General features: G+C 67.3%; 15 protein-coding genes and 4 pseudogenes. 9 read left to right on the top strand and 10 right to left on the bottom strand.

Annotated features, from left to right (window positions below; all coding sequences use genetic code 11):
* Window positions 1-68: 68 nt before the first annotated feature.
* Both MFF58_RS21805 and MFF58_RS21800 read right to left on the bottom strand, forming a co-directional pair.
* Window positions 69-1,187 (bottom strand): nickel/cobalt efflux transporter, encoded by a 1,119-nt coding sequence (locus tag MFF58_RS21805; protein ID WP_238291064.1) that lies wholly within the window; start codon window positions 1,185-1,187, stop codon window positions 69-71.
* A 9-nt stretch (window positions 1,188-1,196) separates the two neighbouring features.
* Window positions 1,197-1,475: a metal/formaldehyde-sensitive transcriptional repressor gene (locus MFF58_RS21800; protein WP_238291062.1), complete on the bottom strand. Its 279-nt coding sequence runs from the start codon at window positions 1,473-1,475 to the stop codon at window positions 1,197-1,199.
* A gap of 89 nt (window positions 1,476-1,564) precedes the next feature.
* Between MFF58_RS21800 and MFF58_RS21795 the strand changes: the two genes are divergently transcribed.
* Both MFF58_RS21795 and MFF58_RS21790 read left to right on the top strand, forming a co-directional pair.
* Window positions 1,565-1,786 carry a DUF1289 domain-containing protein gene (locus MFF58_RS21795; RefSeq protein ID WP_238291060.1) on the top strand — a complete coding sequence of 74 codons (222 nt, stop codon included), beginning with the start codon at window positions 1,565-1,567 and terminating at the stop codon, window positions 1,784-1,786.
* Between the two features lie 157 nt (window positions 1,787-1,943).
* Window positions 1,944-2,147: a CsbD family protein gene (locus MFF58_RS21790; protein WP_238291059.1), complete on the top strand. Its 204-nt coding sequence runs from the start codon at window positions 1,944-1,946 to the stop codon at window positions 2,145-2,147.
* Between the two features lie 439 nt (window positions 2,148-2,586).
* On the opposite strand, the gene MFF58_RS21785 is transcribed toward MFF58_RS21790, so the two are convergent.
* Window positions 2,587-3,516, bottom strand: a complete 930-nt coding sequence (locus MFF58_RS21785) for a LysR family transcriptional regulator (protein WP_238291058.1) — start codon at window positions 3,514-3,516, stop codon at window positions 2,587-2,589.
* 95 nt (window positions 3,517-3,611) lie between these two features.
* Between MFF58_RS21785 and MFF58_RS21780 the strand changes: the two genes are divergently transcribed.
* Window positions 3,612-4,706, top strand: coding sequence for an aldo/keto reductase (locus MFF58_RS21780; protein WP_238291057.1), 1,095 nt, complete (start codon window positions 3,612-3,614; stop codon window positions 4,704-4,706).
* A 348-nt stretch (window positions 4,707-5,054) separates the two neighbouring features.
* On the opposite strand, the gene MFF58_RS21775 is transcribed toward MFF58_RS21780, so the two are convergent.
* Together MFF58_RS21775 and modA are read right to left on the bottom strand one after the other, a co-directional pair.
* Complete coding sequence (locus MFF58_RS21775; RefSeq protein WP_238291080.1) at window positions 5,055-5,861, bottom strand: outer membrane protein; 807 nt, start codon at window positions 5,859-5,861, stop codon at window positions 5,055-5,057.
* Between the two features lie 551 nt (window positions 5,862-6,412).
* The gene (gene modA / locus MFF58_RS21770; protein WP_238291056.1) at window positions 6,413-7,192 is read right to left on the bottom strand and encodes a molybdate ABC transporter substrate-binding protein; all 780 of its coding nucleotides are present in this window, start codon (window positions 7,190-7,192) and stop codon (window positions 6,413-6,415) included.
* A gap of 144 nt (window positions 7,193-7,336) precedes the next feature.
* On the opposite strand from modA, the gene MFF58_RS21765 reads away from it, so the two are divergent.
* Complete coding sequence (locus tag MFF58_RS21765; protein WP_238291055.1) at window positions 7,337-7,705, top strand: winged helix-turn-helix domain-containing protein; 369 nt, start codon at window positions 7,337-7,339, stop codon at window positions 7,703-7,705.
* A gap of 423 nt (window positions 7,706-8,128) precedes the next feature.
* Here MFF58_RS21765 and MFF58_RS21760 read toward each other — a convergent pair whose 3' ends face one another.
* The 3 genes from MFF58_RS21760 to arsH all read right to left on the bottom strand — a co-directional run bounded on the left by MFF58_RS21760 (window position 8,129) and on the right by arsH (window position 10,254).
* Complete coding sequence (locus MFF58_RS21760; RefSeq protein ID WP_238291079.1) at window positions 8,129-8,857, bottom strand: ABC transporter substrate-binding protein; 729 nt, start codon at window positions 8,855-8,857, stop codon at window positions 8,129-8,131.
* Window positions 8,857-9,132: a hypothetical protein gene (locus tag MFF58_RS21755; RefSeq protein WP_238291081.1), complete on the bottom strand. Its 276-nt coding sequence runs from the start codon at window positions 9,130-9,132 to the stop codon at window positions 8,857-8,859. The genes MFF58_RS21760 and MFF58_RS21755 overlap by 1 nt, the downstream gene beginning before the upstream one ends.
* Before the next feature lie 375 nt (window positions 9,133-9,507).
* Window positions 9,508-10,254, bottom strand: coding sequence for an arsenical resistance protein ArsH (gene arsH / locus MFF58_RS21750; RefSeq protein ID WP_238291078.1), 747 nt, complete (start codon window positions 10,252-10,254; stop codon window positions 9,508-9,510).
* Window positions 10,255-10,304: 50 nt separating this feature from the next.
* On the opposite strand from arsH, the gene MFF58_RS21745 reads away from it, so the two are divergent.
* From MFF58_RS21745 to MFF58_RS21735, 3 genes and pseudogenes are all read left to right on the top strand, one after another.
* A complete protein-coding gene (locus MFF58_RS21745) occupies window positions 10,305-10,664 on the top strand; it encodes an ArsR/SmtB family transcription factor (RefSeq protein ID WP_238291054.1) in 360 nt (119 codons plus the stop codon).
* Window positions 10,657-11,094, top strand: a complete 438-nt coding sequence (gene arsC / locus MFF58_RS21740) for an arsenate reductase (glutaredoxin) (RefSeq protein ID WP_238291053.1) — start codon at window positions 10,657-10,659, stop codon at window positions 11,092-11,094. Before MFF58_RS21745 ends, arsC begins: the two co-directional genes overlap by 8 nt.
* Before the next feature lie 94 nt (window positions 11,095-11,188).
* Window positions 11,189-12,396, top strand: a pseudogene (locus MFF58_RS21735) (arsenic transporter); the annotation flags it as partial.
* Here the strand turns inward: MFF58_RS21735 and MFF58_RS21730 are convergent.
* Window positions 12,394-13,623: an RNA-guided endonuclease InsQ/TnpB family protein gene (locus tag MFF58_RS21730; RefSeq protein ID WP_238291051.1), complete on the bottom strand. Its 1,230-nt coding sequence runs from the start codon at window positions 13,621-13,623 to the stop codon at window positions 12,394-12,396. The pseudogene MFF58_RS21735 and the gene MFF58_RS21730 overlap by 3 nt on opposite strands.
* Window positions 13,624-13,659: 36 nt before the next feature.
* On the opposite strand from MFF58_RS21730, the pseudogene tnpA reads away from it, so the two are divergent.
* A pseudogene (gene tnpA / locus MFF58_RS21725) lies at window positions 13,660-14,070 on the top strand (IS200/IS605 family transposase).
* 216 nt (window positions 14,071-14,286) lie between these two features.
* Here the strand turns inward: tnpA and MFF58_RS21720 are convergent.
* Window positions 14,287-14,649 (bottom strand): annotated as a pseudogene (locus tag MFF58_RS21720) (transposase domain-containing protein); the annotation flags it as partial.
* A 537-nt stretch (window positions 14,650-15,186) separates the two neighbouring features.
* Here MFF58_RS21720 and MFF58_RS21715 point away from each other — a divergent pair.
* Window positions 15,187-16,082 (top strand): annotated as a pseudogene (locus tag MFF58_RS21715) (IS256 family transposase); the annotation flags it as partial.
* Window positions 16,083-16,856 lie beyond the last annotated feature (774 nt).

Here is a 16,856-nt window from a genome sequence, read left to right as displayed (position 1 = left end):
TCGACCGGCTCTCGGCCGTGCGTCGGAGGGGCGATGCCGGGGACCCAGCCGTCGAGGAGAACGATCGCTCAACCCGCCAAGCTCGACGCCCTGTCCGCCTGCGTGGCCGCAGGATGGTGGAGGCCTTCCCAGCCGAGCCAGCCCGTGTAGAGGCCGACCAAGACGATCAGGGCGGCCGAGGCGTAGGGCGCCTGGCGGGCGAAGCCGCCGAAACCGGACCATCGCGCGGCGACGTGCTTGACGCTGAGCGCCGCGATCACGCCGGCCGAGACCATCGTGAGCGCCAAGCCGATGCTGAAGCAGACGACGAGTGCGAAGCCCAGGCTGAACTGCTTGAGCTGGATGCAGAGGAGCAGGACCGTGATGGCCGCCGGGCACGGGATCAGGCCGCCGGTCAGGCCGAACAGCACGATCTGAGCGGTCGTCACCGGCCGGCCCGTGAAGCGGCGGCGGATGTCCTCGGCATGCGCCCTGGCATGGGCGTCGTCCTCGTCGCCCAGGTTCATGTGTCCATGGTCGTGGTCGTGCTCTTCGAAGGCAAGCTCATGGGTCTCGGCTCCGGCCGGCCCCTCCAGGTGTAGACGCGCCGTGAAGGCGTGCGGCTCCGGGACGGTCTCCAGGCTTTCCAGGAGGTCGTCCCCGGTCGCGAAGGCGAATGTCTGCCGACCGCCATCGGGCCGGACCGTCTCGAGGGTCGTCGCCCCGGCGGCCGGCAGCGCGCCCCCCTCCGCCCGCACCCGCCAGCGCGGCGGCACGCCGTCCTCGAACAGCTCCAGCGTCAGGATCCCGGCTTCGGTCGCGACGCGCCTCGCCGCGTCGTGACGGTGGTGATGGTCGTGGTGCTGCGCGCGCCATGTGCGCCACGCCATCCAGAGCGCGATGCCGACGATGACGACCGCGGAGGCGAGCTGGAAGTACGGCTCGCTCGCCGCGCCGCCCCATTCCTGGCCGAGATACTGCCCGCCCAGCGCGATGAGCCACACGACAGCGGTGTGCGAGAGCGTGGCGGCGAGCCCCAGCAGCACCGCCTGCGTGACCGTGCCCCGGACCGCGATGATGAAGGCGGCCATCATCGTCTTCGAGTGGCCCGGCTCCAGGCCGTGCAGGGCGCCGAGCAGGATCGCGCTCGGCACGAACAGCCAGGCATGTGCGGTCCCCTGCTGAAGCAGGTCAGGCAAGGAGGTCATCGGCGCCCGTCATTTCAGGTAGGTCCGCACCACCTCGATCAGCTCGGCCGCGCCACGGGCGCGCTCGGCGTCGGGCTCGGCGTCCGGGTTCACGACGTGGTGGCGGATGTGGTCTTCCATCAGCTCGGCGGTCAGCCCGTTGATGGCTCCACGCATCGAGGCGACCAGCATCAGGACGTCGCTGCACCCGAGCTCGGCCTCCAGGGCCCGCTCGACGGCTTCCGCCTGACCCTTGATCCGGCGCACCCGCGCCAGGAGCTTGGTCTTTTCCTTGATCGTGTGAGCCATGGGGCGGCTTCCGCTTCCGGAATGATATATAGGGGGGTACCCTATCGTGTGTCGAGGCGAAAACGCGCGCCCGTCAGAGAGCCCGTAACATGGCGAAGGACGACCCTTGCATCTCCGTCTGCCGGTTCGACGGCCGAAACGGATGGTGCGTGGGGTGTGGCCGTACGGTCCCGGAGATCCGGGCATGGCGGAAGATGTCGCCCTACCGACGCACGGGCCTCCTCCGGGAACTCCCGCGCCGGTTGGTGCAGCAGGACAGGACCCCGCCTGCGCCGGCGCCAACGTCTCCGCCCGCGCGTGGCCGGCGCTAGGGCCCTCCGCGGGATGCCGGTGCGGTCGTCGACCGGCCGGCCTCGCCACGCCTCGGCCCCGTCTCCCGGGACCGGGCGCGGGGAACGAGGCCCGGGCAGACGCCGTTCCTGATCGCGGGGCCGCCCAGGTCGCGCCAAGTCGCGAAGGAGAACCGCCATGAGCAGCACGACCGACAAGATCAAGGGCCTGGCCAACGAGGCCGTCGGCACCGTGAAGCAGGGCGTCGGCAGCGCCACCGACAACGACAAGCTCAAGGCCGAAGGCAAGGCTCAGGAACTCAAGGGCGACGCCCAGAAGGCGACCGGCGACGTCAAGGACGGCGCCAAGCACGTCGCCGACAAGGTCACCGGCAAGGCGTGATCCGTCGGCCCCGGGGCGGCACCGCGCGCCCCGGGCATCCCGATGTCACCGCCACGGCATCGCCGGGGGACGCCGCGAGCCCCGGCACAGGCTGTCCTCACGCGGACCGCCCGCCCCGCCGGGCTCGTCGGTCGGGACGATGTCCGATCCGTGGCCGGACCGTCGCCCGCGAACGGCGTCGCGGGCCGGTGGGCCGGCTGAACGCCCCTTAACCGGTGCCGGGGACCGGACCTCGCGTCCTGTGAGCGCGAGCCGATCCATTCCCTCCCGGGGCGCGCCTGCGACCTGAAGGTGATGTTGCGCCGCGACCAGGCGGACGGCCCCGTGGCGTGGCCGAGGTGGAGCACGTGGCCGGCCCGCCCGGTCGCGGGCCACGCAGCCATCGCGATTGCGCTGCCGCGGTCGCGCGGGTCTGGCTCCGCCTGTAGCGGGGCGCGCCTCAGGCGGGATCCGGCGGCGCGGCGCCAACCCGTGCCGCCGGATCCCTCCAGCGCAGGACTTCGATCAGGCTTCGGAGGGCCGGGGTGACCTGCCGGTCGGGGTAGTACAGGTGGCAGCCCGGGAACAGGGGACACCAGGGGTCCAGCACCTGGACGAGCCGCCCGGCCGAGAGGTCGTCGGCGACCTCGTCCTCCAGCAGGTAGCCGAGCCCCGCCCCGGCCCGCACGGCTGCCGCAGCGAGGCCCCCATCGTTAGCGATTAACTGCCCGCCCGCGCGGACCCGGATCTCGCGCCCGTCGCGGGCGAACTCCCAGGGCAGCAGGCCGCCCCCGCCGACGAGGCGGTAATTCACGCAGCGATGCGCCTCCAGGTCGGCGGGCGTTGCGGGGCGAGGATAGCGGGCGAAATACGCGGGCGTGCCGACGACCACCGTACGCAGGTCCGGTCCGACCCGGACCGCGACCATGTCCCGCTCGACCGTCTCGCCGAAGCGGATGCCGGCATCGAACCCCGCCGCGACGATGTCGGTCAGTCGGTCGTCGACGACCACCTCCACCGAGACCGCGGGGTGGTCGATCAGGAATCGGGGCAGCCGCGGTTCGAGGACGGTGCGTGCGGCGTAGGCGAACGTCGTCAGGCGCAAGCGGCCCGAGGGCACGCCGCGCCAATCGGCCAGGGCGTCGAGGCCCCGTGCGACCTCGTCGAGGGCAGGCCCCAGGGACCTGAGCAGCCGCTCGCCGGCCGGGGTCGGGGCGACGCTGCGGGTGGTGCGAGCCAGGAGGCGCACGCCGTACCGTTCCTCCAACCCCCGCATGGTGTGGCTGAGGGCGGAGGCCGACACGCCGATCTCGGCCGCCGCCCGCGTGAAACTGCGATGGCGTGCCACCGCCGCGAAGGCCGCCAGGTCATCGAGGGTGCTGCGCCGCATTCCTGAGCCGAACTCAAAAACCCATGCCGATCATAGCGGCTAATCGCGGCGCCTGTGGCGGATTACCCCTAGAGCCTCAACAGAGAGGCGCGGCGATGGACCTGACGCATTATCGAACCCTGGGGCGCTCGGGCCTGGCGGTGAGCCCGCTGGCGCTCGGCACCATGACCTTCGGCGCGGGCCGCTGGGGCAGCGACGCGGCGGTCTCGGCGGCGATCCTCGACTGCTACGTCGAGGCCGGCGGCAACTTCATCGACACCGCGGATGTCTATTCCGGCGGCGAGAGCGAGACGATGCTCGGCGCGCGGGTCGCGGAGCGCGGGCTGCGCGACCGTCTGGTCATCGCGACGAAGTCCGGCTTTTCCCGCGCGCAGGGCACGCCGCTCGCGGGCGGCAACAGCGCCCGCAACATCCGCGCCGGCCTGGAGGGCTCCCTGCGGCGGCTCCGCACCGACTGGATCGACCTGTACTGGACCCACGTCTGGGACCGGACCACGCCGCCCGAGGAGGTGCTGCGCGCCCTGACCGACGCCGTCGCCCGCGGCGACATCCTCTATTACGGCTTCTCGAACGCCCCGGCGTGGTACGCGGCGCAGATCGCCACGTTGGCGCGGGCGCACGGCCTGCCGGAGCCGGTCGGGCTGCAATACGCCTACTCCCTGGTCGACCGGGGCGTGGAGCTCGACGTCCTCCCCGCCGGCAAGGCGCTCGGGATGGGCTTGGTGCCGTGGAGCCCCCTGGCCGCGGGCCTGCTGACGGGCAAGTACGGGCGCGGGATGCTGGCCAAGTCCGGCGGGGCGGGTTCGCTCCCGGATCGGACCGGCGAGACGCCTCAGGGCGGCAGCGACGGGCGGCTGAACGGCGACAACCCGTTCGGCGGCCTGCTGTTCACGGAGGCCAATTTCGCGGTGGTGGACGTGCTGCGGGCGGTCGCGGCGGAGGTCGGAAGGCCCATGGCGCAGGTCGCGTTGGCTTGGGTCGCCCGGCGGCCCGGCGTCTCGTCGGTGCTCGTCGGCGCGAGCCGACCCGAGCAGCTGGAGCAGAACGTCGCCGCCCTCGAGGTGGCGTTGAGCGCCGACCAGCAGGAACGGCTGGACGCGGCCGGCAAGCCGCCAAGCCTCAACCCCTACTTCATCTTCGACCTGCCGACGCCGACCATCTTCGGCGGTCAGGCCGTCCAGGCCTGGTAGATCCATCGCCTCCTCGGCGGCGGCGACACCGGCCGGCGGACGCGATCCGCGCACCGAACCGAAACCGGCTGCCGGGGTCGGACGGAACCCGGCGGTCGGGTCGGCGTCGAGGCCCGGCCCGCTCTGCGGGGCGACGATCTGCAGGTTGCGGGGCCGCCGAGCCATGGAAGAACGCCCCAGGCGCAGGTGCGTCCGGGGCGTCGACACCCGCACGGCCAGGTCGACCGGGCGGGGGATGCCAAGGTCGACCAGTGCGCCCCGTCGTCCGTCACGGGGCGAAGGACAGGACCGACGCGCCTCGCCCGCCGCCACGTCCGCGGCACAGGGCCGGGCGAAGCGCGACCGATCTCAGTACGAGCCGAACTTGAAGTTCAGGCCGGCGCGGGCGATGCCGCCCTCGGTCCGGAAGCGGGAGATGTAGCCGACACCCGGGCCGCCGACGGATCCGACCAGCAGGTTGTGGCTGCCGAGGTCGTAGCGCAGGTACTCGGCCTTGATCGTCACGGCATTCGACCGGAAGAAGTTCAGGAACGAGTCCGTGGGCAGGGCGTACTCGATGCCGCCGCCGTAGGCGTAGCCGGTGTCCATCCGCGAGCGGCTGCCGAAGTAGGTCAGCGGCGCCGCCGTCTGGAAGCCGACCCGCTGGGTCACGTCGCCGTAGGCGAAGCCGCCGGTGCCGTACACGAAGACGCGGTCGAAGGCGTAGCCCACGCGTCCGCGCACGGTACCGAGGAAGCTCAGATCCGTCCGGTAGGTGTTGGTCAGGACGTTCGGGTTGAAGGCGGGGCGGAAGATCGACTGCACGCCGGTGCGCTGCAGATCCATGTACTGGGCATCAGCCTCGACGCCGACGACGATGCCGGAGCCCGCGGTGAACTGGTAGTTGTAGCCGACCTGGCCGCCGGCGGAGAAGCCGTCCTGCGACAGGCGGACGGCCGGGCTGCGCAGCAGGTTGTTCACGTTGTTCTGCAGCGCGCCGATGCCGACGGTCCGGATCGTGTCCGCCTCGGTGTAGGCGTAGCCGGCGTTGATACCGAAGTAGGCGCCGGTCCAGGTGAACACCGAGACGGGGGTGAACACCGGCGGCGGAGCGGCGCGGCGCGGCAGGTCGGCCGCGGATGCGGCACCGGTCAACGCAGTGCACGCCACGAACATGCCGAGCAGATTTCTGATCACGGTCGTCCCCCGTCTGTGTCCCGAATCGCGACGATGATTAGACGAGAACGCTCCGAACTCATGTATCCGCAAAGTCACACCTCGGTGTGGATGTGGCTGAGATCAAATCTATTCGGAGACGGTATCGCGCGATGCTGGGTTCGCGGAGGCGATGACAGTGTCATGTATCCGCCGGGGCAAGATGAACGGATCGGACGCTCTTTTAATCCCCCGTCCACGCGATACATTTCCGATGGCTCTCTCGTGGTGCTGGCCGTCGTCCCGCTGGCCGATGAGCGACGGCTCAGCGGGGTTCTCGGGCGCGGCATGGCGTCGGACGCCCTGATCCCGGCGTGGCCCGGACCGACGACGAGCGTCAGACTGTCGACCGCCTCGTCGGCGACGGCTGCGGTGACGACCCGCCCCGGCATGGTCTCGATCTTGGCCTGCGCCGTAGGGGCGCCCTTCCCGATCGCGGCCACGGGGTCCGGGACGATCGGCGCGCGCACCGATCGTCCCGATATCCGTCGTCCTCGGGCGCTCGGAGCCGGTTAGTCCTTGCCGCCGTCGATGACGCGGAAACCCTCGGCCTCGAAAAAGGGCTTGGCCGCCGGGCTCCGGAGGTACTCCAGGAACCGCTTCGCACCCGCGCCCCTGGCGTCCGCGGTGACGGCGAACGGGTACACCACGGGGGGGTGGCTGTCCGCCGGGAACACGCCCACGACCTTCACGGTCGGATCCGACTTCGCGTCGCTCTCGTAGACGACGCCGAGCGGCGCCTCGCCGCGCGAGACCAGCATCAGGGCCGCCCGTACGTTGTCGCTCTGAGCCAGACGAGGCTGGATGCTGCCCCACAGGCCGAGCTTCTCGAACGCAACCTTCGCGTATTTGCCGATCGGCACCGAGTTGACCTCGCCGGTGGCGAGCCGACCGTCCGGCCCCAGCGCCGCCGCGAACGCTTCCGGAGTGAAGGCCACGGCGCTCTCCTTCGCGTCGCTCGGCGCGATCAGAACGAGGCGGTTGCCGAGCAGGTTCACCCGGGTGTCAGGGCGAATGAGATTCGTCTTGGCGAGGTAGTCCATCCAGTCCAGATCGGCCGAGGCGAAGAGGTCCGCGGGTGCGCCGCTCTCGATCTGGCGGGCGAGGGCCGAGGATGCCGCGTAGCTCGCCCTGAGTTCCACGCCGGTCTGCGAGGTAAAAGCCTTGCCCGCATTGTCCAGGGCGTTCTTGAGGCTGGCCGCGGCGAACACCGTTACGGTGTCGGCCGCCTGCGCCACTCCAGCGGCGAGGAGCAGGGCGGCGACGAGGCCGGTACGGATCAGGCTGCGCATGCGTGACGCGGTCCCCGGCGACGGATGTGTCGGCCCCGCTATAGCGAGCGAAATATGCCGCGGGGAAGAGGTGATCGCGACGCCCCTGGACCCCGGAGGGTGCGGCGCGGTAGCCCACAGCATGGCGCGAGGGGGGATCGCTAGGTGGCAAGCCTGAGCATCAGGATCGATGTCGGCCCCGGCAACCGTATCGGCCCAGGCAAGGTGCAACTCCTGGAGATGATCGCCGAGCAGGGTTCGATTTCAGCCGCCGGGCGGGCGCTCGGGATGTCCTATCGCCGGGCATGGCTGTTGATCGAGGCGATGAACACCGGCTTTGGGCGACCTGTGGTGGAGGCGCAGATCGGCGGCAAGGCGGGTGGAGGTGCGCGCCTGTCGCCCTTCGGCGCCGACCTTATCGCCCATTACCGCGCGATCGAGCGGGCTGCCGACCGCGCTGCCGCGCCCTTTCTCGATCGGATCGCCGCTTCCGCGCCGGGCAGGGACGCCGTGCCGCCGACCGGCGCCTCCTGAGCGGACGCGTTTGATCGGACAGGCGGCTGTATCCGGTTGGATACGGCGTCTGCTCCCCTCGGATCGCGCCCGGAAGCGGTCCACCGTCCATTCGCCCGCCTCCGTCGCGGATCACGGCAACGCCGAGCGGCCCGCACGCAGACGTTCCCGGCTTCCGCCATGGGTCGTGAGCCGGCGTCGCGGTGACGCCCGCTTCACCGCGACGCCGCTCGGAACCCGACGGTCGGGAATCCGCCCCAGGGCCGCCATCCCGTCCCCGATCCATGCCTGCCGTACCGGCAGCCGGCGGTGCTTCCCGGACGCTGCCTTCTTCGGCCGGCCTGCAAGGTCGGCTCGAGGCGAGACGCTCTCGTCGGGTTGCTGCCTCCAAGCCGCCATCCAGCTTTGTGCCCGAGGCGCCCACCCGCAAAGCCCGGCGTGAACCTACTCGATCACCTCATCGGCCTGCGCGAGGAGAGCGGCCGGAATCTCGAGGCCGAGTGCTTCGGCCGTCTTCAGGTTAAGGACAAGCTCCAGTCGTGCAGGCTCCTCGATCGGTATCTCGGCCGGACTGTGACCCTTGAGGATCTTGTCGACGAAGGATGCGGTCCGTCGAAACTGCGCGGGAAAGTTGGGGCCGTAGGAGATCAGGCACCCGTCTCTGACCATGAGGCCGTTCGCCACCATCGTGGCGATACGGTTGGACAGACCGAGGTTTGCGATTTGTCGACGCTCGTTGAAGAACAGCGGGTCTTGCATGAACACCACGGCCGGGATGGAGCGGCTGCTCAGTCCCGCAAAGGCGCCGCTCAGTTCCTGGGGTGCATCGATCTGGGTCACATCGACGAGGACGTCGAGATTCGTCGCAGTCGATCGCGTTCGCTCCTCGACGGCGCGACTCATGGACGAGTCCTTCGCGTTCACGAACAAACCGACCCGCTTCAAGCCCGGTATCGCAGCTCTCAATTGTTCGAGGCGCTTCGAACTCAGTTCCACAGCCGCTGTTGAGAGGCCGGTCAGATTTCCGCCCGGTCGCGAGAGGCTTTTCGCGAATCCGCGGCCAACGGGATCGGGCACAACTAAAAAGACGACGGGCGTCGTCGATGTGGCGCGCTGGGCCGCCGCCGTCGCAGGCCCCGTCACGGCTATGATGATGTCGACCTTCGCCTTGATCAGCTGATCAGCATTGGCAACGAAGTTCTCATACTTCTCCGCTGCGTAGGCTTCTCCGCTGCGTAGGTTTCTATCAGATTGTAGTCGCGGTTTTCGACATAACCAAGATCCTGGAAACCCTTCCTGAGGGGTTCCGCATAGATCGCCTCGTCCTGAGGAGTGGCCGCGTGCCAGAGAACGCCGATCTTGGGAGCACGCTGCCGCTGAGCAAGCGCTGGAGATCCGACGAGCGGCGTCATGCAAAGCAGAGCCAGGACGACACGACGGCTGCTCACGCGGCCGCGATCCCGAGCCCGGATCTGCAATCGAGGCATCCCCTTACCTCGTCGGTGGGAGCGGTCGGGACAGCGGGCTCTGCCGCGGTTCGATGCGACTTCAATGCTCGCGGACGGCGCCGCGTGCGTCAAGGCGGTCCCGAAGGTAGACACGGGCAGTGACTGGTTTCGGATGTACGAGCATCAAGCCAGATCTGCGCAGATGCATCGCAGGAGCTGCAGGCCGGTCGGGAGACGGCCGCTGCATTTCGGAGCCGATCGGTTCCGGCCGGACGCTCTCACGACGGCTTCCGGCAGACGATGCGGGAAACCGGACCTCCGACGGAGTCCGGCGACCGCCCTGAGCCAGGCCGGCATGCTCAGTGAATCGCCGCGTCAGCGCTTCACGAAGCCGATGTCGGCGGCCACGGCCCTGAGCCGGTCCGGCTCCCGCTCCTTCCGCTCGCTGTAGCGGTCGACCAGATAATCGGCCCGCTCGCGGGTGAGCAGCGTGAACTTCATCAGTTCCTCGCAGACGTCGACCACGCGATCGTAGAGCGGGCCCGGCTTCATCCGGCCGGCCTCGTCGAACTCCTTGTAGGCCATCGGCACCGAGGACTGGTTCGGGATGGTGATCATCCGCATCCAGCGGCCCAGCATCCGCAGGCTGTTGACCGCGTTGAAGCTCTGCGAGCCGCCTGAGACCTGCAGGACCGCCAGCGTGCGCCCCTGCGTCGGTCGGACCGAACCCTCGCTCAGGGGTAGCCAGTCGATCTGGCTCTTCATCACGCCGGTCAGGTTGCCGTGCCGCTCCGGTGATATCCAGACCTGGCCTTCGGACCAGATCGAGAGGTTGCGGAGTTCCTGCACCTTCGGGTGATCGGCGGTCGTGTCGTCCGGCAGCGGCAGACCGTCCGCGTCGTAGATCCGCACCTCCCCGCCCATGGCCTCCAGCAAGCGCGCGGCCTCGTAGGCGAGGAAGCGGCTGAACGAGCGCTCGCGCAGCGATCCGTAGAGGATCAGGAACCGCGGCGGGTGCGTGAACCGCGTCGTCGTCGCAACGCTCTCGCGGTTCGGCACCGCGAAATGCGCCGCGCTCACGTTCGGCATACCGTCCCGGAAGGGTTGCTCGGGCTTGTCCACCATCGGCCTGTCTTGTACAATCAAATTGTCATTTGAATGTTGTAGCACGCATGGACGAACGGCAAGCCCTCGCGGCGTTCGCGGCCCTCGCGCAGGAGCACCGCCTGCGCCTCGTCCGCGCGCTCGTGACCGCCGGTCCTGCGGGCTTGGCCTCGGGTGTCCTCGCCGATGCGGTCGGTGTCTCGGCCGCGACGGTGTCGCATCACCTGAAGGAACTCAGCCATGCGGGCCTCGTCGCCTCGCGGCGCGAAGGGCGATCGATCCTCTACAGCGCCGCTTACCCGGCGCTGTCGGACCTGATCGCCTTCCTGATGCGCGATTGCTGCCAAGGTCACCCGGCCGTGTGCGCGCCCGTGGTCGCCGCCCTGTCCACCTGCGATTGCGCGACCGGAGAGATCGCCCATGCCTGAAGCGTTCGACGTCGTCATCTACCACAACCCGGATTGCGGCACCTCCCGCAACACCCTGGCGATGATCCGCAACGCCGGGGTCGAACCGCACGTGGTCGAGTACCTGAAGACGCCGCCGACGCGGGCCATGGTGCGCCAACTCGTGCGGCGCGCCGGGACCACGGTGCGGGCGTTCCTGCGCGAGAAGGGCACGCCCTATGCCGCGTTGAACCTCGGCGATCCGGCGCTCACCGACGAGCAGTTGCTCGACGCGATCGAGGCGCATCCGATCCTCCTGAACCGCCCCGTGGTCGTCAGCCCCAAGGGCGTTTGTCTGTGCCGGCCGTCCGAGGCCGTGCTCGACCTCGTGCCGGTGCAGCAGGGCGAATTCGTCAAGGAGGACGGCGAGCGCGTCGTCGACGAGCACGGTCGCCGCGTCGCCACCGCCTGATCCACCTCGAACGAGATCGCGAGCCGGGCGGCCTGCCGGCAGGCCGCCGGCATCGGCGCGCGCCTACTCCCTCAGCCATCAGGATCCGGCCGCGATGCTCGCGCTCGCCATCTTCCTCGTCACCCTCGTCCTCGTCATCTGGCAGCCGAAGGGGCTCGGCATCGGCTGGAGCGCCCTCGCCGGTGCGGCCGTGGCGCTCGCCTCCGGCGTCATCCAGCCCGGCGACATCCCGGTGGTCTGGCACATCGTCTGGGACGCGACGTTCACGTTCGTGGCGCTGATCATCATCTCGCTCCCGCTCGACGAGGCCGGGTTCTTCCACTGGGCGGCCCTGCACGTCGCGCGCTGGGGTGGCGGGCGCGGCCGCCTGCTGTTCCCGCTCGTGATCCTGCTCGGCGCGGCCATCGCCGCCGTGTTCGCCAACGACGGTGCGGCGCTGCTGCTGACCCCGATCGTGCTGGCGATCCTGCTGCGCCTGGACTTCCCGCCAGCGGCGGCGCTCGCCTTCATCGTCGCCTGCGGGTTCGTGGCCGACAGCACCAGCCTGCCGCTGGTGATCTCGAACCTCGTGAACATCGTCTCGGCCAACTACTTCGACGTCACCTTCGGCCGGTACGCCGCCGTGATGGTGCCGGTGGACCTCGTCTCGCTGGTCGCGACTCTCGTCGTGCTCTGGGCCTACTTCCGGCGGTCCGTGCCGACATCCTACCCGATCCAGGCACTCGAGCCTCCGGCCGAGGCGATCCGGGATCGGACCGTGTTCCGGGCGGCCTTCCCCCTGCTCGGCGTCCTGCTCGTCGCCTACTTCGTCACCGCACCGTTCGGCGTCCCGGTCTCCGTCGTCACCTGTGCCGGCGCGACCCTCCTCCTGCTGCTCGCGAACCGCGGCGGCGTCATCCCGCTCCGCAAGGTGCTGACCGGCGCGCCGTGGCAGATCGTGCTGTTCAGCCTGGGCATGTACCTCGTGGTCTACGGGCTGCGGAACGCCGGCCTCACCGAGGAACTCGCCAGGGGCCTCGTCTGGCTGGCCGGGCACGGTCCGTGGGTCGCCACCATCGGGACAGGCTTTGCCGCCGCGATCCTGTCGTCGGCGATGAACAACATGCCGAGCGTCCTCATCGGGGCGCTCTCGATCCAGCAGGCTTCGGGCCTCACGCCGCTGACCCGCGAACTCATGGTCTACGCCAACGTCATCGGCTGCGATCTCGGGCCGAAGTTCACCCCGATCGGCAGCCTCGCGACCCTGCTCTGGCTGCACGTCCTGGCGACGAAGGGCCGACGATCACCTGGGGGCAGTACTTAACATCTTCCCCGACCTGAAGGACGGGGATTTTCGGAGATCGTGAGATCTCGTCCAGTTGACGCTTCAAGGGGCTGCTGGTGCACACCCTCCACGTCCAGTAACGCTGTGTTCCAGCGCCGTCGGATGATTATCGCTGCGTTCCGGTCGGCGTGGTCGGTATGGCCACAGCTGATACAGATGAAGCGCGCTTGGCTCTCGCGGCTTCTCGAATCGACCACACCGCAGGCCGCACAAGTCTGCGACGTAAACCGGGCGGGCACGGCCACAACCTGTCCGCCCTTTTCCTCCATCTTGTAGGTCAAAATCGTCGCAAACTGATGCCAACTCGCGTTCAAGATCACCCGGTTAAGACCGGCCTTTTGGCGAACGTTGCTACCGGGCTCGGCAAGCGTACCCTTTGCGCTGGCCGTCATGCTGCGCGTGTTCAGGTCTTCAAGCACCGCGACACCGAAGCGCTTGGCGATGCCGAGTGCGGCGCGGTGGTGAAAATCCCGCCGGATGCGAGCCTGACGCGCCTGAAGTCGGGCGACTCGAGCTTGGACTCTGCGCCTGCGGTTCGAGCTCCGCTTGCGCCGCGAGACGACGCGCTGGAGCTTCCGCTTCTGAGCCTCGATGTGCGCGAGCCTTTCGGGCAGGCTCAGCATCTCACCCGTGGACAGCGACAGAGTTGTCGTAACGCCGCGGTCGATGCCGACGATCTCCGAGCATGGTGCGGGCGTATCGTGCGCGATCTCGCAGGTGAACGCAATGTGCCAGCCAAAAGCGTCGAGGATGACCGTCACATTCTTCAGTTTACCGCGTATCGGACGCGTGTCGCGGAACTTCACCCAGCCGATCTTTGGAAGGCGCACTGTGCTCCACTTGCAGTTTAGGCGCTTTACCGCGACCTCGCGGCCGGGGAAGCGGAAGCTATCGTCTACGCCGCGACAGCGCGGGCGAGGGAACGAAGTCCGGCCCGCGAAGAAGTTCTGGAACGCGCGATCGAGGTCGCGTAGGGCCTGTTGTTGACACGAAACGTAGACGGCGCGCACCCAATCGAACTCAGCGCGGAGTTTCGTCAGATCGGCGGCCTGAGCGACGTACCCTAAGTTATGCTTGCGCCCCCAAGTCGCCTTCTGCTCCAAGCCGAGATTGTAGACGAGGCGGCACACGCCCGCGAACTGGCGGAACAGGGCCTCCTGCTCGGGCAGCGGTTCCAGCTTGTAGCGGAAGCCACGGGTGATCATCCTGAGAGCCTACAAATTGGTCTCCGGAGCCGCAACATGGAAATCCGCAGAGGACGACACATCGTTTCGGCGCTTCATGCGCGCCTAGTCTTCATCCCTTAATTTCGCCGCGACGTGCTCTCCTCGATGGCGATCCGCGAGCTGACCGTGATCTTTGCTATGGTATGTCGGGATTTTGAGGCGGAGCTTGTCGAATGCTCTAGCGAAGACGATGTTCATTTGCTCGTCACTTGCCCGCCGAAGGTCAGTCTGTCGAAGCTCATCAACAGCCTTACGGGTGTGTCCAGTCGGAAGCTCCGGGACATGCGCCCAGGGATCACCGGCCGCTACCACCAAGGCGTGCTCTGGACGCCCTTATGATTCGTCACTTTCTGCGGTGGTGCTCCGTTGTTCGTCGTGGCCGAGCACGTTCACAGCGCGCAGACCCGCGCTTTCCCGCCGGCCTGAAGGCCGAGGTTTTAATTTCTTCCGATGAAGGTCCGCATCGTCATCACGCCGCCGGTGCTGCTCGCGACGATGCTGGCGCTGGCGGCCTGGCTGCCGTTGCTCGCGGCACCGCAGGCCCTGACCGGAGGGCCAACGCCGAAGAGTAGTCTCAGCCCCGGGCGTGGTGCAGATCCTTGGACCGCGCTGGGCGTCCCGCAGACCATTTATCTTAGGTCGGGCGCCCAAGGCCTGGACCTCGGCCTGGGCATGGCAACGGCGTCCACCTCGGCGGGAGGCACGTTGCTCACCGGTTCGAGCAGCCTGCGGTGATTCAACCGGTCGGCCCATTCGAGCGTGCCGACCTCGACCGGCCCGAACGAGCCCGCGGCCCGCGCCGGTGGATCGCCTTGGCCTTGAACAGGCCCATGATCGTCTCGGCGCGAGCCTGGCGCGGGAATCCCCGACGCTGCCGACGGAGGGCTCGATATCCGCAGCGTCGAGGTGCTCGGTCTAGCGGGGGTTCACGTCCTGCGGCCCGTGGTCGGAATGGCAGACGAGGCTGCCGCTTGCGGAGGGATGGCGCTCGTGCAGGGCATGTTCTTGGCATGAGCCGGCCTGACGCCAAGTCAGTAGCGTCGCGATGCCCGCCTTGGGCGAGGTGCCGAAGTCTGTCGAATGGGGTTCATTCCATGCTGGGCGGCAAGATCTTTGAGCGAAGCTTTCGATCGCTGTAGCGCTGCTCTAACCGCGTGCGTTGTCGTGTCGCAGCCGTGAAGGGCCTCCGCATAATGCCTCCCAGTATGGAGCGGCCTCAGCTAAACTGATGCCACCATACCGCGAGACTGCACAGCTAAAGCCACAGAGATAAATAGTTCTTTCTGCATCGCGTCGAACTGAATAAAATTCAAGAAAATTTTATTTGTTCTGCATAAATCTGCCGTAAATCGAAAGCTCAGTGGGTTATGTATGTTAAGGGGGCGGCTGACTGGCCCTAGCATATCATCGTTTCTGAAGCAGCGTCCTGCGTGTATTAGCTTCGCTAATTTTAAAGGGCGTGGAGGATATCTGCGAACTGCTAATTTCGTTGCAAACTCGGAGGCGCCGCCAAGGCGTTGGGGTGGACGCCACCTAACCGGCCGCAAGACCGTAATCACCGAGACCGGCCGGGTCGAGTTGGCGATCCCGCGCTATCGGCAGGCGACGTTCGATCCGCAACTGATCGCTCGGTACCAGCGCCGCTTCCCGGGCTTCGACGACAAGATCGTGTCGATGTACGCCCGCGGCATGAGCGCCCGGGAGATCGTCGCGCACCTGCGCGAGTTCTATGGCATCGAGGTCTCACCCGACTTGATCACCGCGGTGACCAACGCGGCGCTGGAGGAGGTCGCTGCCTGGCAGGCCCGGCCGCTGGAGCCAGTCTATCCAGTCATGTTCTTCGGCGCCCTGCAGGTCAAGGTGCGTGACGCGGGCGTCGTCCGGAACAAGGCCGTCCACATCGCACTCGGCGTGCGCGACGACGGATCCAAGAAGATTTCGGCTTCTGGCTGGAGCAGAACGAGGGCGCCAAGTTCTGGCTGCGGGTCATGGACGAGCTGAGGAACCGCGGCGTCGAAGACGTGCTGCTTGCCGTGGTCGATGGCCTGAAGGGCTTCTCCGACGCGATCCGGGCGGTGTTCCCTGAAGCGCTCGTCCAGACCTGCGTCGTCTACCTCATCTGCCACAGCCTCGACTTCGTTTCCTGCAAGGACCGCAGAACCGTGGCTGGGGCGCTAAAGGACATCTACCGCGCGCTCGATGCCGTGGCTGGCGAGGCGGCCCTGGCGGCCTTCGAGGCAGGCGAGTGGGGCCGGAAGTACCCGGTCATCGCCCAGAGCTGGCGGCGGGCTTGGAGTGAGTGCGTCCCGTACTAGGGCTTCCTCGGCGAGTTTCGCCGGATCCTGTACACCACGAACACCATCGAGGCCGTGAACGCCACAATGCGCCGGGCTGTGCGCGCTCGCGGTCATTTTCTGACCGACGAGCCCGCGATGAAGCCTCCCCAATGCCGTCGAGCCTGCGGTCTCAGCCGGCAAGGTGGTTCACGTCGTGCTCGACGATTATCGCACCCACGCTCACGCGAAGGTGCGGGCTTGGCTGTCGCGAAACCCGCGCTGGGTGTTCCTCTTCACCCCAACCTCAGCCACTTGGCTCACCGCCTTTGAGGGCTTGTTCTCCGCGTCAGCACGTTGGCGGCCGCGACCGCGGCCGCGGGACGTTCACCGGGATCGTCGACCTATGAGCGGCGATCATATGTTACATCGCCGAGCACAACCAGCAGTGCAAACCTGTCTGGACCAAGCCCGCAGCCGCCATCCTCAACAGCCAGGCAGCACCACACGTCTCGGCCAGTGCACTAGTTGACATCGTATTGAGCGCGCAAACCCGATGCGCCAGCGTCAGGGTTATGTACCTACCGCATCGCATGCGCTTTGGAAGACTCCCGCGCATTCCAATATAAATTTCATCTTCTCTTACTTTATTTGCATTCTGCGGAACCATCGAATTTAATTACCCCTACAAATCCCAAAAAACACCTGAATTCTTACTTCTGGTAATTTTCTGATATATTAATATATTCCGCCATGATATCAAAATAGAAAAGACCGGTCTAATCCGTAGTTTATAAAAAACAGATAAAATTCCCGGATGGCTATCAAATAAGCTAAAAACAACTTACATATAACGAAAAAATGATTTGACATTACTGATTTATCCGAGGATATAATTGGATGCAGCTAAGATCGCAGGTGGCAAATCAAGGTCGATAG

Origin of the sequence: Methylobacterium longum (assembly GCF_022179385.1) — a bacterium.
GTDB classification, from domain to species: Bacteria; Pseudomonadota; Alphaproteobacteria; order Rhizobiales; family Beijerinckiaceae; genus Methylobacterium; species Methylobacterium longum.
The sequence above is the reverse complement of the archived record's forward strand: the minus strand, read 5'-3'. Positions and strand labels throughout refer to the sequence as shown.